This is a genomic window from Ruegeria sp. AB11 (assembly GCF_056536325.1).
Map to the genome: position 1 here is coordinate 450,462 of NZ_JBQFJO010000002.1, position 16,075 is coordinate 466,536.

Below are 16,075 nucleotides of genomic sequence, written 5' to 3' on the forward strand. Positions count from 1 at the left end.
CGAAGGGAATAAATATTTACCTTAAAGAAAGTATCTGATTCAGCCCCGGGTCGCATATGCGGACGGGTCTGAATTCGTTCGGCCTACTTTTGCAGGGAGTCCAAAGCCCAATGAGCTATAAATCCGATATTGAGATTGCCCGTGAGGCAAACAAGAAGCCGATTCAGGAGATCGGTGCGAAGCTGGGCATTTCCAGTGATGATCTGCTGCCCTACGGCCACGACAAGGCGAAAGTCAGTCAGGAATTCATCAATTCGGTTCAGGACCGCGAAGATGGCAAGCTGATCCTGGTCACGGCGATCAACCCGACCCCTGCGGGTGAAGGCAAGACGACCACCACCGTTGGTCTGGGCGACGGACTGAACCGCATCGGCAAGAACGCGATGATCTGTATCCGCGAAGCCTCGCTTGGCCCGAACTTCGGCATGAAGGGCGGCGCTGCGGGTGGCGGTTACGCGCAGGTTGTTCCGATGGAAGAGATGAACCTGCACTTCACCGGTGACTTCCACGCGATTACTTCGGCCCACTCGCTGCTGTCGGCAATGATCGACAACCACATCTATTGGGGCAACGAGTGCGAGATCGACACCCGCCGCGTCGCATGGCGCCGTGTGGTCGACATGAATGACCGTGCGCTGCGCCAGATCACGGCGTCTCTGGGCGGCGTGTCGAACGGTTTCCCGCGCGAAGCTGGCTTTGACATTACCGTGGCGTCCGAAGTCATGGCGATCCTGTGTCTGGCAAACGACCTGAAGGATCTGGAAAAGCGTTTGGGCGACATCATCGTCGCTTACCGCCGTGACAAGACCCCGGTTTACTGCCGCGACATCAAGGCCGAAGGCGCAATGACCGTGCTGCTGAAAGACGCGATGCAGCCAAACCTGGTGCAGACGCTGGAAAACAACCCGGCCTTTGTTCACGGTGGGCCTTTCGCAAACATCGCGCATGGCTGTAACTCGGTCATCGCCACCAAGACCGCTCTGAAAGTGGCTGACTATGTCGTTACTGAAGCGGGCTTTGGTGCTGACCTGGGTGCCGAGAAGTTCATGAACATCAAGTGCCGCAAGGCGGGCATTGCTCCGTCGGCAGTGGTTCTGGTTGCCACCGTGCGCGCGATGAAGATGAACGGCGGCGTTGCCAAGGCCGATCTGGGTGCGGAAAACGTTGACGCTGTGAAATCGGGCTGTGCCAACCTCGGCCGTCACATCGAAAACGTGAAATCCTTCGGTGTGCCGGTTGTTGTCGCCATCAACCACTTTGTCACTGACACCGATGCCGAAGTACAGGCGGTCAGCGACTATTGCGGCGAACATGGCGTCGAGGCGGTTTTGTCGCGCCACTGGGAGCTGGGCTCGGAAGGCTCTGCGCCGCTGGCCGAGAAGGTTGTCGAGATCGTCGAAGGCGGCAGCGCCAACTTCTCGCCGATTTACCCTGACGATATGCCACTGTTTGAGAAGATCGAAACCATCGCCAAGCGTATCTATCGCGCGGATGAGGTTCTGGCCGACAACAAGATCCGTAACCAGCTGAAAGAATGGGAAGAGGCAGGCTATGGCAATCTGCCGGTCTGCATGGCGAAAACACAGTATTCGTTCTCGACCGACCCGACCCTGCGCGGCGCGCCCACCGGCCACTCGGTTCCGGTGCGTGAGGTCCGCCTGTCCGCCGGTGCCGGTTTCATCGTGGTTGTCTGCGGTGAGATCATGACCATGCCCGGCCTGCCGCGCAAGCCGGCCGCGGAAACCATCTGCCTCAATGACGCAGGTGAGATCGAGGGCTTGTTCTAAGCCGCCGAATAAGACATCTCGTGGTCCGGGGAATTCCCGGGCCATGAGGAGACAAACATGCCCACTCTGACACCTCCAAAAGACTGCCACTCAATGCGGGAGTTGCGGGTTCAGATCGACAAGCTGGATCGGCAGCTGATCGAGATGTTGGTGGCGCGTGCAGGTTACATCGACCGCGCATCCGCGCTGAAGCCGGGCGAGGGCTTGCCTGCACGTATTCCGGAGCGTGTCGAGGATGTGGTGCAAAAAGTGCGTATGAATTCGGACGAGCTGGGTATGGATCCTGACCTTGCCGAAAAACTATGGCGCACCTTGATTGATTGGTCGATTGCGCGCGAAGAACGCGTGCTCGGCCCCGACTGAATGACCGGGCGCTTTGTGCGCCCGATCCGTTTTTTGAAAGAAGGGATCAAAGGATGGTAGCTCAAGTCATCGACGGTAAGGCCTTTGCCGCCAAAGTGCGCGCGCAGGTGGCTGACCAGGTTGCGAAACTGAAGGAAGAAAACGGCATCACACCGGGTCTGGCGGTGGTTCTGGTGGGCGAGGATCCGGCCAGTCAGGTCTATGTCCGCTCGAAGGGAAAAATGACCGTTGAAGTCGGTATGAACTCATACGAGCACAAGCTGGATGCAGACACCTCCGAAGAAGACCTTCTGGCGCTGATCGACAAGCTGAACAATGATCCGGCAGTGCATGGTATTCTGGTGCAGCTGCCGCTGCCCAAGCACCTGAACGAAGACCTGGTGATCAACTCGATTGATCCGGCGAAAGATGTAGACGGGTTCCATATCTCGAATGTCGGCCTGCTGGGTACGGGCCAGAAATCGATGGTGCCCTGCACGCCGCTGGGCTGCCTGATGATGCTGCGCGACCACCATGGCTCTCTGTCGGGCATGGATGCTGTTGTAATTGGCCGCTCGAATATTGTGGGCAAGCCGATGGCGCAGCTGCTGCTGGGCGACAGCTGCACAGTGACCATCGCGCATAGCCGCACCAAGGACCTGCCCGACGTGGTGCGCCGCGCCGACATCGTCGTCGCCGCCGTAGGCCGCCCCGAGATGGTGCCGGGTGACTGGATCAAGGAAGGCGCGACCGTAATCGACGTGGGCATCAACCGGATCGAACGTGACGGCAAGAACAAGCTGGTTGGCGATGTGGACTATGCCAGCGCGGCCGAACGCGCAGGTGCAATCACTCCGGTACCGGGTGGCGTAGGCCCGATGACGATCGCCTGCCTGCTTGCGAATACGCTGACCGCCGCGTGCCGGGCGAATGGCCTGCCAGAACCCGAAGGCCTGACAGCGTGAGATTTGCTGCTGCTCTTCACGCAGGCGATGGCAAGTCCGCCAGTTCCAAAGTGCTACAATATTGGCGATTGGCGGGCCGCGCCATGCGTATGTGATAGTATCAATTGGCCACTCTCCGACGAAGGTTGCACGCGTCCGCGCTTTGATAGCCCGCGCGGCACAAATAGACATGGCACTCGATCAGCAGCTCTGGGGCAAAGAAATGTCGCAGGACGAATGTCGAACTCAGATCAAACAACTAAACGAGTCGGTGGATGTTTATGCTGTCCTGCTTTTACCTGATGCGCCTGCGCATATCGACGTACTCAACTTGCGAAGTGAGTTACAGGGGCATAAAGACCTAATTCGCCCCGGTGCATGGCACAATCCCGGACCCGTTCGTCCGGGCGAAGTTGATTGCGTATTAAACAGTGCGATTGCTGCCCATCAGACCCAATGGGATGCGCTGGATAACGGAGATGCTCAGATCGCGAGATAGCCGATTCCCGCAAAAGCGATAATGCATCCAAGCCATTGAAAGAAAGCCATTTCCTCTCGCAAAATTGCCCAAGCCAAAACAACAGTCAACAACCCGAAGATCGAGGCTGCAACGGACGCGTATTGGGCATTAGGCAACCCACCGGCAGACACGACGCACAGAATTGCCACCGCATCGAGCGCACCCATCAGGCACAACAGGGGCAGGGCTCGTGCGCCCGGCCAAAGCGACTTGCGAGATGCAATGGCGATTACCGCCAGCACAGGGATAGCGGTCAGACGACCAATCAGTGAAACAATGAACTCGTCGCCCAGTTCGGCTGCGTACTGACCCAAGGCGAATGTTGCAGCGAACCCAATTGCAGCAAGTATAGAAAAGGCAATCGTCGGCCCGGTGGCAGGGTATTCCGTACTGTCGTCGGATCGGGTCGATACAATGGACACGCCGACACCAATGGCAATGATCGCCAGCCATTGCCAGATGCTGACCTCGGAACCACGCCATATCGCAAGTGTGACAGACAGGACCGGATAGCTAGCGACAAGCGGAGCGACGAGACGTACAGGCCCGCGTTGAAATGCAGCATACATACTGAGGCCAGCCAGCAAATAAAAGCCGCCTGCTACAACTGCGTAGGATACTGCTTTGGCGGACATGGGGGCGAATCCAGCCCATATTGCCACAAGACCGAACTGTAGCAGCGCCCCGGCAACCAGTACGGCCATCAATGCGGCAATGACGCTCACGGACTGACTGATATATCTCACAGCAAGATCGTGAAAACCCCAGCACAACGCTGCCAGCAGACCCAGAGCAAGGGCGCTCATCCGGTCGCCTCGCGTAACTGGGAATGCCCGGAAATTTCGTATCCTTCTCTCGATATCAACCGCGCCAACATGTCACTGGTGATAAACTTATTTTCCTGATATGCAATATTTATTGACAGTGGCAACTCGGAGAAGAGACCTATGTCATCGGCTTTGGATCAACTCGGTGGCGAAGAAAAGCTGCGGACTCTTGTCGAACGTTTCTACGACCGAATGGAGACCGACCCAGCGGTGCATTCGCTGCACAGGCTACATTTTCGCGGTCATGGATTATCTCATACAACACAGGCGCAGTTCGAATTCCTGAGCGGGTTTTTGGGCGGTCGTGCTTATTATCGTGAGCGATTTGGTCATATGGACTTGCGAGAAATTCACGCGCATGTGCCGATACGCGAAGCGGATGCCGAGCTTTGGCTGGAAACTTTTGACGCCGCGCTGGCAGATTGCGAAATGGACGGTTCAGTGGTGGGCAAAATGCGCGCAACATTGCGCCGCGCTGCGCTAATGCTTGTCAATGATGTCCCCGATTGGAGAGTTGAAGCAGACAGCGAAAAGAACCTTGAAGTTCCCGGTTGATCGCGTGTGATCAGATCTGTCGCAATCTGTTATAGAAGCTGGATGTTATCCTGAATTGTTCTTCAACTATTTGGTCACTGTCAGAGACCATTTCCCACGCAGCATCTGCGGAACCTAGCCAATCAACAGCGCATTGATGGTTGGCGGGATCGTTCATCCACGATTGGATTGTACCCTGAACGAGCTCGGGGTGGAATTGTACGCCCCACGCACAGTCTGAAACCCGCAAGGCCTGAACAGCACAGGCATCAGATTGTGCCATAATTGAAGAGTCGGCTGGCAGATCAACAGCTTCAACTCCATGCCATTGGAGCACCCGGAACTGATGAGGCAAGGGCTCGAACAGCGGATCGCCCCGCATATTACCAGTCAGATTGATGGAATGCACGCCGATCTCGGGCTTTTGCATGCGTGCGCATTTCCCACCCAGCGCGTCAACCAAAAGTTGGTGGCCAAGACAAATACCAAAGTAAGGACGTTTGAGCTCTTGGACCCAGGTCCTGATTGCTTGCTTTTCACGCACAAGCCACGGATGTGTTTCGGTTTCCCAGACGTCCATCGGACCGCTCAGAACAAGAAGCAAATCAAATTCGTCAAGCTGCGGGATCGGTTGACCATCATAGAAATGCACAATACCGGCCGTATCACCGCATGACGAAATGTGCTCCAGAAACGCTCCGGGGTTTTCGCCCGGCGTATGCTGGAAAATCAGTATGTTCACGAGGTGCGGGTCTCCGCTTAACCGAAGGGGTGGGGCAGCAGGATGCCTGCAGCCCCTGATTTGTTTAGATGTCGAGCGTGTGGTCTTTTTCCCAGCGTGAGAAATGGCTGACGAAGGAATTCCATTCCTGGTGTTTCATTTTGAGGAATGCGCTTGAGAATTCCTGACCCATCATGGCTTTCAGCTCGGTATCGTTGTCATATTCGCGCAACCCGTCGAGCATGTTCAGCGGTAGTTTGGGGGCGTCAGTGACGGTATGGCCTTCGGCATACATATCGATGTCCCAGCGACGTCCCGGATCGGCCTTGGAGCGGATGCCGGACAGACCTGCGGCGATAATGACCGCCTGCAGCAGATAGGGGTTGGTGGCCCCGTCGGCCAGGCGCAGCTCAAACCGGCCTGGACCGGGCACCCGGACCATGTGTGTGCGGTTGTTGCCGGTCCATGTCACGGTATTGGGGGCCCAGGTCGCGCCCGACATCGTACGCGGTGCGTTGATGCGCTTGTAGCTGTTCACCGTCGGGTTGGTGATCGCCGCAAGCGCGCTTGCATGTTTCATGATACCGCCAAGGAAATACTTGCCCTGTTCGCCAAGTCCAACCTCGCCGGTCGGACCGTCGCCTTCGCCCGCAAAGACGTTGGTTTTGGCGTCCGCTCCGGGTGCATCCCAGACCGAGATATGAGCATGGCAGCCATTACCGGTCAGCCCTTCGACAGGCTTCGGCATGAAGGTGGCCCGCAGCCCATGCTTTTCGGCCACTGACTTGGTCATGAACTTGAAGAACGAGTGCTTGTCGGCGGTTTTCAGAACGTCATCGAACTCCCAGTTCATTTCGAACTGGCCATTGGCGTCTTCGTGGTCGTTCTGATAGGGCCCCCAACCGAGTTCCAGCATATAATCACAGATCTCACGCACCACGTCATAGCGGCGCATCACCGCCTGCTGGTCATAGCAGGGCTTTTCGGCGGTATCGAACGGATCACTGATCTGCTCACCATCGGGGGTCAATAGGAAGAACTCTGCCTCGATTCCGGTTTTGACATGCATGCCCATCTCGGCGGCCTCGCTAATCAAGCGGCGCAGCACATTGCGTGGGGCTTGGGCGACATCCTTGCCTTCCATCACGCAGTTGCCTGCAACCCAGGCGACCTCAGGCTTCCATGGTAGCTGAATAACCGATGACGGGTCCGGTACCGCCAGCATGTCAGGATGCGCGGGGGTCATATCCAGCCAGGTGGCGAACCCGGCAAAACCTGCGCCGTCTTCCTGCATCTCGGCAATCGCCTGCGCGGGCACCAGCTTGGCCCGCTGCCCACCGAACAGGTCGGTGAACGAGATCATGAAGTATTTGACGCCTTTTTCTTTTGCGAAAGCTGCGAGATCTGTCGTCACGATGGCTTTCCTTTCCCTGTTGAATATTTAATTTCCAAAGCAAAAACGCGACCCCTGTTAAGGAGCCGCGCAATATCAGTTCAGAACCCTTCCTTGCCCGGGTACCAGTTTGTCCCGGCCAACGGGACACGCGCCATTGCGGCGGCCTCCATCGTCAAAGCACACAAATCCTCGGGTTCAAGGTTGTGGAGGTGATTATGACCACAGGCCCGCGCGATGGTCTGCGCTTCAAGTGTCATCACCTTGAGATAGTTTCGCAGACGGCGCCCTGCCTCGACCGGGTTCAGACGGGCCGCCAAGTCGGGATCCTGTGTGGTGATACCTGCGGGGTCCTGGCCTTCGTGCCAGTCGTCATAGGCCCCGGTGGTGGTGCCCAACTTTTGGTACTCGGATTCCCATTTCGGGTCGTTGTCGCCAAGCGCCACCAGCGCGGCGGTGCCAATGGCCACTGCGTCGGCGCCAAGGGCCATTGCCTTCGCCACATCGGCCCCGGTGCGGATGCCGCCCGAGATCACCAGTTGCACCTCGCGATGCACGCCCAAATCCTGCAGTGCTTGCACGGCAGGGCGAATGCAGGACAGCGTCGGTAGACCTACATGCTCGATGAACACGTCCTGCGTAGCGGCAGTGCCGCCTTGCATGCCGTCCATCACCACCACATCGGCCCCTGCCTTTACCGCCAGCGCGGTGTCATAATAGGGGCGCGTCGCGCCAACCTTGACATAGATGGGCACCTGCCAGCCAGTAATCTCGCGCAGTTCGAGGATCTTGATTTCCAGATCATCTGGGCCGGTCCAGTCCGGGTGACGACAGGCTGAACGCTGGTCGATGCCTTTGGGCAGCGTGCGCATCTCGGCCACGCGGTCACTGATCTTCTGTCCCAGCAGCATACCGCCGCCGCCGGGCTTGGCACCCTGACCAACCACAATCTCGATCGCGTCGGCCTTCCTCAGGTCGTTTGGGTTCATGCCATAACGAGAGGGCAGATACTGATAGACCAGCTTGCTGGAGTGACCGCGTTCTTCGGGCGTCATGCCGCCGTCACCGGTAGTGGTCGACGTGCCAGCTGCCGACGCGCCCCGGCCCAGGGCTTCTTTCGCCGGCCCAGAGAGAGCGCCAAAGCTCATGCCCGCAATGGTTATCGGAATGTCCAGTTCGATCGGCTTCTTGGCAAAGCGTGTGCCCAGTGTCACCGAGGTGTCGCAGCGTTCGCGATAGCCTTCCAACGGATACCGTGACACCGACGCGCCCAGAAACAACAGATCATCGAAATGCGGTACCTTGCGTTTGGCTCCGCCACCGCGGATATCATAGATACCGGTGGCCGCAGCGCGACGGATTTCCGCATTGATCGGATTGGTGAATGTCGCCGACTGAATCGGCAGGGTGCGGGGGATCTGATCGTCCATGTCTTTCATACCCTTCTTCCTCAGTAAGCAGCGGCGTTGTCGACGTCGAAGTTATAAAGCTGACGGGCGGAACCGTAGCGTTTGAATTCTTCGGGGTTGGCATCCGCGCCCGCGCGGTCCAGCAGGTCCTTCAGGATATCCAGATGTTCGGGGCGCATCTCTTTCTCGATGCAATCGGCGCCCAGGCTCTTGACCGAGCCGCGCACGAACAGCTGCGCCTCGTAAAGCGAGTCTCCTAGTGCGTCGCCTGCATCACCGCAGACCACAAGATTACCGGCCTGCGCCATGAAGGCCGACATATGACCGATATTACCATGCACCACGATGTCGATGCCTTTCATCGAGATGCCGCAGCGCGAACTTGCGTTGCCCTTGATGACCAGCAGACCGCCATGGCCGGTGGCGCCAGCATATTGGCTGGCGTCGCCTTCGACAACGACCTGACCGGACATCATGTTCTCGGCCACGCCGGGCCCGACCGAGCCTTCGACCTTGACCGTCGCCTGCTGGTTCATTCCCGCGCAGTAATAGCCAGTTGAGCCCTTGACCGTCACTTCGATAGGCGCATTCAGCCCAACGGCGATCGCGTGGCTGCCTTTGGGGTTCACGACTTCCCAATTGGTCTGGTTAGTCTCGGTAGATTGCGACTGCAGGGTGGTGTTCAACCCACGCAGGCCATCTGCTTCAAGATCATAGGTTTGCATATCATGCGGCCTTTTCGTTGGTCGTGGGGCTGTCATTGTGGGACCAGAAGTAAACCGTTGCTGGCTCCGGCTCCCAGACGCGGGCCTCGTCGATTCCCGGCAGGTTCACCAGCGCCCGATATTCGCTGCCAAAGGCCACGTATTGATCGGTTTCGGCCATCACCGCAGGCTTACAGGCGATCGGATCGCGGACCACGCCGAACCCATCTTTGGTGCCGACGACAAAGGTGAAGAAGCCATCCAGATCCTCAAGGCTGCTTTCCAGCGCCTCACCCAAGGTGGCCCCGTTCATCATCTTCCAGGTCAGATAGGCAGCTCCAACCTCGGTATCATTCTCGGTTTGGATCACTACACCTTCACGGCGCAGTTTGCGGCGCAATGAATTGTGGTTCGACAGCGAGCCGTTATGAACCAGACACTGATCTGGCCCAGTGTTGAACGGGTGCGCGCCCATCGTCGTCACGGCAGACTCTGTAGCCATGCGAGTGTGGCCAATGCCATGTGTGCCGCTCATACTGCTTATGTCAAAGCGCGCGGCCACGTCCTTGGGCAGGCCCACCTCTTTGTAAATCTCCAGCATCTCGCCCCGGCTCATGATCCGGACTGAAGGCCGGATTTCCGCCAACGCAGCCCGTGCTGCTTCAAACTGCCCTGCTGGAATGTCCAGAACTGTGTGCGTGTCATTATCAGTCTGGCTTACCACCACGCCCAAGTGCTGCCCCAGCTCTTCGGCTAGACCGGCAAAGTCGTCCTTGGGATTGGGCGACTGCAGTGTCACCTTGGTCTGACCACCTGATTCCTCGCCATAAATCGCTATCCCCGCGCTGTCGGGCCCGCGATCCGTCATCGTGATCAGCATGTCTGTCAGCATATTGCCCAGTTGGGGCGCAAGAGACTGGTCTTTGAGGAATAATCCAACAATTCCGCACATGGCTGGCAGATCTCCTTGTGTGTTTCGCTATGATTCTACGGTACCAACAATTCAAACGGACATCAATAATCGTAGGAAATAAATTTTCCTGAGAGGCAATGGGCAAGAATTTAGATTTATGCCCATTGCCAGCTTTCAAAGCTGGATCAGTATCGTTCCAGCTGTGCTTTCACTTTTTCTTCGTCGCCAGTGTGGCGGGCCTTCTCGAGGTGTTCGCCTTCTCGGACAAATTGGATGCGATGCCAACCTATCCAGAATACGACACCCACGATGACCATAAGGACTTCGTAACCTTGGAAGGGATAGATCGGTCCGACCTCGGCCAGATCAACAGCCCAGCTTGTATATCCATTTGTAGACATTCTTTTTCTCCCTTACTCAGCTGGTACGCCACGGGCAGCCAGTTCTTCTTTGTCGGCTGCAATGATCGCGGCTTTGGCGTCTTCATAGGCATGGTGTTCAGCGTAATCGAGGCCCTGAAGTTCGACTTCTTCCGGAATTCGAAGCACACCTGCGGCCGATTGGATTTTCGCAAGAATCCAACCAGGCAAGAAGCCAAGAACAAAGAACATGATGACCGCGCCGGTGATCTGGCCGACCGGGTTGATCGTTGCATAGCCTTCGTATGGCGATGAAGGAACTCCCCACAGGACAAAGCCGGAAATCACCAGGCCAACGAACCCTGCATAGCCATGCACGGCAACGGCACCAACGGCATCATCCAGCTTGAACCGACGCTCGACCCAATAGTGCAGCTTGTACACGATCACGACACCGATCGCGGCGATGATCATTGCCTGCACCGGGTGATAAAGATCGTTACCGGCAGATGCGGTGATAATACCGGCCAAACCGCCCGAGAACGTCCAAAAGGCGTCACCTTTGGAAATGACATACGCTGCCATCAACCCGCCAGACAGAGACATCAGGAAGTTGAAGGTAATCGCGGAAAGCGTAGTCGGAGCCAGATAGATATTGGTCGCGGTCCACGTGACACCCGTTATCTGACCGTCGATTGCCTCCGGAGATATCGCCGGGACATTACATGCGGCATAGAATCCCCAGAAACCTGTGTAGATCAGGAATATCCCGATGGTCAGCAGCCATGGGTTATGCGGCGGAATATCCCGCGGCGTACCATCTTTGGCAAATTTGCCTAGGCGGGGACCCAGAACCATGATCACCCCAAGTGCATAGCCGCCTGCGATTGCGTGAATAACCCCGGAAGCATAAGCATCGTGGTACCCAAGAACGCGCACCATCCAACCGCCGTAATGCCAACCCCACGCGGCGTCGATGATCCACCAGACTGAACCAATCATCACGGCATGGACCCACAAGGCCGAAGATCTAATCCGCTCGATCACAGAGCCAGATACAATCGAGGCTGCCGTCCACGAGAACAGCAGGAACGCCGCCCAGAAGACGCCGGTGATTCTGTCGCCCAGATTGGTCGCCATGGTGTCGGCCCATGGCAGATTTGCAGCGCCCGCTTCGGTATCTAAACCGCCCCAGAACGGAAAGTTCGGAAAGGCCCAGTAAATCCACCAGCCGAAGAAGAAGAACGTGACCGTCACCAGTGGGATGATCATGATGTTTTTCATCAATGTGTGCATATGGTTACGGGCACGGCTAGCACCGACCTCGTACATGCAAAAGCCCACATGGATGAGGAACATGAAAACGACCGTTACCCAGTAGTAGAACTCGGTAAAGACCGTCGTTAGTGCATTTAGATTACCATCCACTTCGTAGTCTCCCTGTTGTTGCAGCAGGAGATCTTTCTGCGAAGAATTTCCTGCTGGGAATAATTATCTACTCAGGGGACAATTTCATTGGCGACCTGTCAATAGATATGTGGGGCAAACATCTTTTAGGCATTTGGTTCATGCACTTTCAGACCCGTCAAAATACAACCCATAACATTGATAAATAACCACTTTTACCGTTCTCGATAATTTGTACTAGGGTGCACAAATTACAGCCTAATATTCCCAACAGGAAAAAAATCTGCACATGGGTGTTGATTTTCAATCTGACATCGGCCTCAATATGGCCAACAAAAAAGCAATCAACGGGAGAGCTGAACAATGGCCATTCTTTGGAGGACGTCCGCCCTTGCGCAGCGCCATGCCGAGATCGGCGGCGAGCTTGAGGACTGGAACGGTATGGGAACCGCATGGTTCTATGACCATAGCCCGGAACGCGCCAAAGCGGACTACGAAGCCATCCGCACCAAGGCGGGTCTGATGGATGTGTCGGGTCTGAAAAAGGTTCATGTGGTCGGCGAAGATGCGGCTTATGTCATTGACCGCGTCACCACGCGGAATGTGGAGAAAATCATGCCGGGCCGGTCGACCTATGCGTCGATTCTGAATGCCGAGGGCAAATTTGTCGACGATTGCATCATCTATCGCCTGTCGGTGAACACGTGGCTTGTCGTGCACGGCACCGGAACGGGGATGGAACAGCTGACTTCGGTGGCCGCAGGTAAGAATTGTTCGGTTATTTTTGACGATGACTTGCACGACATGTCGTTGCAAGGCCCGGTAGCAGTTGATTTTCTGGCCAACTATGTGCCGGGTATTCGCGATCTTGCCTATTTCGGGATCATGCAAACCAAATTGTTTGGTTGCCCGGTGATGATTTCGCGGACCGGCTACACCGGTGAGCGTGGGTATGAAATTTTCTGTCAGGCCAAGCATGCCGTGCATCTGTGGGACAGCATCCTGGCCGAAGGCAAGGACATGGGTATTGTTCCGGTCCAGTTCTCGACGCTCGATTTGCTGCGCACCGAAAGCTACCTGTTGTTCTATCCCGGCGACAACTCAGAAACTTATCCGTTCGACGATGAAACATGCGGCGATACGCTTTGGGAACTGGGCCTGGAATTCACGGTCTCACCGGGTAAAACTGGTTTTATCGGTGCCGAGAACCACTATGCCTCGCAAGGCAAAGAGCGGTTCAAGATCTACGGTGTCATGCTGGACGGTACCACTCCGGCGGATGAGGGTGCTGACCTGCTGCAGAACGGTGAAAAGGTCGGTGTTGTCACCTTTGGCATGTATTCCGAAATCAATGGGCACAATGTGGGTATCGCCCGAATGCCAGTTGACTGCGCGTCGCCGGGCACAAAGCTGACGGTCCGCAATAGCGACGGAACCGAGATTGCGGCTACAGCTGAAGAGATGCCGTTCTACGACAGGGACAAGGCCATCCGAACCGCAAAGGGCTGATACTCAGGGGGCGCGACGAAAAAAGATCGTGGCGCTCTTTTCTTTTTTGAGGGCACAATGTCAAAGTTCGAATTTCCCAAGTCAATCGCAAGCCGCCCGGTCTGGGGCACGCTAGAGGTTCGCGCAGGTGAACATCATCTTATGATCGCCGAGGCCGAAGGGGCCGAAGCAGTAATTGACATAGCGACACCCGATCTGATGGCTAAAACCCATCTGATCTACATACCGAAAGGCACAGATTTTTCGGAAAGGCTACAGACGCTAAACCCCGCACAATTCTACGAAAGTCCGTCCTATGCGGCCGCGCTGCATCGTATTCGTCGCGTTCTCGAGGACGCGCATATGGGGTTACAAGTCTATCTGACCGGCACCGAAGGCATAATGGGTCAGGCCATGAACGAAGTGATGGCCGTCGGCCTGCCGCATACTGCGATTCAAACTGAACATCGCGGTTCTGTTGCACGCCGGATGCAATGTGTACATTGCAAAGGTGTCACCGAAGATGTCGAGGTCGATCCGTTTGTTTGTTCGCACTGTGGTCTCAACCTGTTTGTGCGCGACCACTATTCCCGCCGCCTTGCCGCCTATCAAGGCGTCCGAGTTGATGCCGAGGACCATGGCAACGTGCCCGAGCCGAAGGGGATCTACGAATGAGTGGTGCCGAGAAAATTCAGGTCAAAGTGACCGAAATTACCCCGCTGAACGAATTGGTGACGCGCTTCCGGTTTGAGCGCGTTGACGGCAGACAATTGCCAACCTTTTCGGGTGGTGCACATACCGTGGTCGAAATGCAGGATGGCGGCATCACGCGACTCAACCCATATTCCCTGATGTCCGATCCGTTCGATCAATCGTCCTATACGATCTCGGTTCGGCGCGACGATCAGGGCAGGGGAGGGTCGTTGTTCATGCACCGTCAGGTCAAGCTGGGCGACGAGATGACCATCAGTTACCCGGTCAACCTATTCTCGCTTGATTTGCGGGCCCGCAAACACCTATTTCTGGCCGGTGGTATCGGGATCACCCCGTTTCTGGCGCAGATCAAACAGCTCGAATTGCTGCACGGTCATTGGGAACTGCATTATGCGTGCCGTAATCAGGCGCTAGCATCTTATGCGGATCAACTGACAGACAGGCACCCGAACGCAACGCATCTGTACTACGACGATCAGAGCCAGGTGATTGATCTGGAAAACCTTCTCAGCGGGCAACCTTTAGGCACGCATGTCTATGTCTGCGGCCCAAAGGGCATGATCGATTGGGTGCGCAATACTGCCGCCGCCGAAGGCTGGCCCGAAGATTGTGTGCATTACGAAGAGTTCTTGGCGCCTCAGCCGGGCAAACCATTCGAAGTGCGTCTGGCGTCTTCCGACAAGGTCATTCATGTGGGCGAAAACGAAAGTCTGCTTGAGGCCATCGAACGTGAGGGAGTCGACGCCCCGTACCTGTGCCGCGGCGGGGCCTGTGGTCAGTGCGAAACCGTAGTTTTGGATCACGACGGAAATTTTGTTCATCGCGATCACTGGCTGACTGATGAAGAAAAGGCAGCAGGCAAGAAGATCATGCCCTGCGTATCGCGTTTCGAGGGAAAGTCCCTTGTGCTGGACCGCTAAGAGGAGGCCCAACATGACCATTCAATTCAACGACGAGTCCTTCCGCGACGACTATACGTTCCACAATTCGGAGTGGGCGATCAAACGTTTTCCGTTTCCATTCCACGAAGACAGCTACATGTATTCGGTCAACATGGAGCAGCATCGGGGTGGCCCCGAGGGCTCGGTCTACGAGATGCGGTTTGATGTGGACGAACACTACGTGTCCGAGATGAAAGACCGTGCGATTGTTCTGGACCAAGATCCGCTGCGTTGTCAGTCTTTGCCGCATATGACCTTGGCGGGCTGGGATTTGTTGGAACTGATCATGGTCAGCAAATCCGAAGACTATCCGGACCTGTTCGAGCTGCATCGCAACGGCAACCAGTGGCGATGGATCAACAAACCCTTGGGAATAGATCACAGCTTTACCTTCATGGATGAAACCACGCTACCTTACGGGCCAATGGAGTACATAACTCGTCAGGCGCAAGGTGATTTCGCAGTGCTGGACCAGCGGGACGAGATGCTGTGGATGGACGCTGGTATGGTCACGACCCAGGCCGATTGGAGCCTGGATTTCGACATCGGCATGAATTTTTTCGAATGGCACGCACCTGTTCCAAAAGCCCATGAGATGGGGATTTTCAAGCGTGCGCTGAAGTTTCTGTTGAACATTCAACAAGGCGCTCCGGCGCGCCGGCTGAACTGGACCATGACAGTGAACCCGCTGCTGGATACCAGCCCTGAAAACTATCACAAATGGGGTATCCAAAAAACGACTCTGACGCCCGAAAACATCGCGCATAAGCAGCATCTGCGGGTCGAGTTACAGACCTTCTTCCGCCTGCCGCGGTCCAACGCGCTGGTGTTCCCGATCCGCTGCTATCTGTGCAGTTTTCAGGATCTGATGACTGTTCCAAAATGGGGTCGTCGTCTGCACCGCGTTGTACGTGATCTGCCGGTTGAACTGGCGACTTACAAAGGGTTCATCGACAACCGTCCAATGATGCTGGACTACCTCAGTCATTTTGATGATGGATTGCCGACTTCCCCCGGAGTCTGGCCGGATCTGGAAACGGAACCGCCTTTGTCAAAATAAACGAGCATTACG

General features: G+C 56.2%; 17 protein-coding genes. 9 read left to right on the plus strand and 8 right to left on the minus strand.

Annotation, left to right across the window (positions count from 1 at the left end):
* Positions 1-110: 110 nt before the first annotated feature.
* The 4 genes from ACR3EJ_RS21655 to ACR3EJ_RS21670 all read left to right on the plus strand — a co-directional run bounded on the left by ACR3EJ_RS21655 (position 111) and on the right by ACR3EJ_RS21670 (position 3,572).
* Positions 111-1,787, plus strand: coding sequence for a formate--tetrahydrofolate ligase (locus ACR3EJ_RS21655; RefSeq protein WP_170547678.1), 1,677 nt, complete (start codon positions 111-113; stop codon positions 1,785-1,787).
* Positions 1,788-1,844: 57 nt separating this feature from the next.
* Positions 1,845-2,150, plus strand: coding sequence for a chorismate mutase (locus tag ACR3EJ_RS21660; protein WP_010442824.1), 306 nt, complete (start codon positions 1,845-1,847; stop codon positions 2,148-2,150).
* A gap of 53 nt (positions 2,151-2,203) precedes the next feature.
* Complete coding sequence (gene folD, locus ACR3EJ_RS21665; protein ID WP_170474711.1) at positions 2,204-3,094, plus strand: bifunctional methylenetetrahydrofolate dehydrogenase/methenyltetrahydrofolate cyclohydrolase FolD; 891 nt, start codon at positions 2,204-2,206, stop codon at positions 3,092-3,094.
* Between the two features lie 169 nt (positions 3,095-3,263).
* Complete coding sequence (locus tag ACR3EJ_RS21670; protein ID WP_170547547.1) at positions 3,264-3,572, plus strand: hypothetical protein; 309 nt, start codon at positions 3,264-3,266, stop codon at positions 3,570-3,572.
* On the opposite strand, the gene ACR3EJ_RS21675 is transcribed toward ACR3EJ_RS21670, so the two are convergent.
* The gene (locus ACR3EJ_RS21675; protein ID WP_170547545.1) at positions 3,557-4,399 is read right to left on the minus strand and encodes a DMT family transporter; all 843 of its coding nucleotides are present in this window, start codon (positions 4,397-4,399) and stop codon (positions 3,557-3,559) included. The two genes, ACR3EJ_RS21670 and ACR3EJ_RS21675, sit on opposite strands and share 16 nt — an antisense overlap.
* Before the next feature lie 141 nt (positions 4,400-4,540).
* On the opposite strand from ACR3EJ_RS21675, the gene ACR3EJ_RS21680 reads away from it, so the two are divergent.
* Entirely contained in the window at positions 4,541-4,975 is a 435-nt protein-coding gene (locus tag ACR3EJ_RS21680; RefSeq protein ID WP_170547543.1) for a group II truncated hemoglobin, read from the plus strand.
* 10 nt (positions 4,976-4,985) lie between these two features.
* On the opposite strand, the gene ACR3EJ_RS21685 is transcribed toward ACR3EJ_RS21680, so the two are convergent.
* The 7 genes from ACR3EJ_RS21685 to ACR3EJ_RS21715 form a co-directional block, all read right to left on the minus strand.
* Complete coding sequence (locus ACR3EJ_RS21685) at positions 4,986-5,696, minus strand: type 1 glutamine amidotransferase (RefSeq protein WP_170547541.1); 711 nt, start codon at positions 5,694-5,696, stop codon at positions 4,986-4,988.
* Positions 5,697-5,760: 64 nt separating this feature from the next.
* Positions 5,761-7,089 carry a type III glutamate--ammonia ligase gene (glnT, locus tag ACR3EJ_RS21690; protein WP_170474700.1) on the minus strand — a complete coding sequence of 443 codons (1,329 nt, stop codon included), beginning with the start codon at positions 7,087-7,089 and terminating at the stop codon, positions 5,761-5,763.
* A gap of 80 nt (positions 7,090-7,169) precedes the next feature.
* Positions 7,170-8,498 carry an FMN-binding glutamate synthase family protein gene (locus ACR3EJ_RS21695; RefSeq protein ID WP_170547549.1) on the minus strand — a complete coding sequence of 443 codons (1,329 nt, stop codon included), beginning with the start codon at positions 8,496-8,498 and terminating at the stop codon, positions 7,170-7,172.
* Positions 8,499-8,518: 20 nt separating this feature from the next.
* Positions 8,519-9,202, minus strand: coding sequence for a GltB/FmdC/FwdC-like GXGXG domain-containing protein (locus tag ACR3EJ_RS21700; protein WP_170547539.1), 684 nt, complete (start codon positions 9,200-9,202; stop codon positions 8,519-8,521).
* A gap of 1 nt (position 9,203) precedes the next feature.
* Positions 9,204-10,133, minus strand: a complete 930-nt coding sequence (locus ACR3EJ_RS21705; protein ID WP_170547537.1) for a class II glutamine amidotransferase — start codon at positions 10,131-10,133, stop codon at positions 9,204-9,206.
* Between the two features lie 146 nt (positions 10,134-10,279).
* Entirely contained in the window at positions 10,280-10,495 is a 216-nt protein-coding gene (locus tag ACR3EJ_RS21710; protein WP_010437786.1) for a hypothetical protein, read from the minus strand.
* A 12-nt stretch (positions 10,496-10,507) separates the two neighbouring features.
* Positions 10,508-11,881, minus strand: coding sequence for an ammonium transporter (locus ACR3EJ_RS21715; protein WP_010437788.1), 1,374 nt, complete (start codon positions 11,879-11,881; stop codon positions 10,508-10,510).
* A 342-nt stretch (positions 11,882-12,223) separates the two neighbouring features.
* Here ACR3EJ_RS21715 and ACR3EJ_RS21720 point away from each other — a divergent pair, with 342 nt between their 5' ends.
* From ACR3EJ_RS21720 to ACR3EJ_RS21735, 4 genes are read left to right on the plus strand one after another with little or no spacing between them, the layout of a single operon-like run.
* The gene (locus ACR3EJ_RS21720; protein WP_170547535.1) at positions 12,224-13,369 is read left to right on the plus strand and encodes an aminomethyl transferase family protein; all 1,146 of its coding nucleotides are present in this window, start codon (positions 12,224-12,226) and stop codon (positions 13,367-13,369) included.
* A gap of 57 nt (positions 13,370-13,426) precedes the next feature.
* Positions 13,427-14,023: a dimethylamine monooxygenase subunit DmmA family protein gene (locus ACR3EJ_RS21725; protein WP_170547534.1), complete on the plus strand. Its 597-nt coding sequence runs from the start codon at positions 13,427-13,429 to the stop codon at positions 14,021-14,023.
* Positions 14,020-14,982 carry a PDR/VanB family oxidoreductase gene (locus ACR3EJ_RS21730; RefSeq protein WP_170547533.1) on the plus strand — a complete coding sequence of 321 codons (963 nt, stop codon included), beginning with the start codon at positions 14,020-14,022 and terminating at the stop codon, positions 14,980-14,982. Before ACR3EJ_RS21725 ends, ACR3EJ_RS21730 begins: the two co-directional genes overlap by 4 nt.
* 13 nt (positions 14,983-14,995) lie before the next feature.
* Positions 14,996-16,063 (plus strand): heme-dependent oxidative N-demethylase family protein, encoded by a 1,068-nt coding sequence (locus ACR3EJ_RS21735; protein ID WP_170547532.1) that lies wholly within the window; start codon positions 14,996-14,998, stop codon positions 16,061-16,063.
* Positions 16,064-16,075 lie beyond the last annotated feature (12 nt).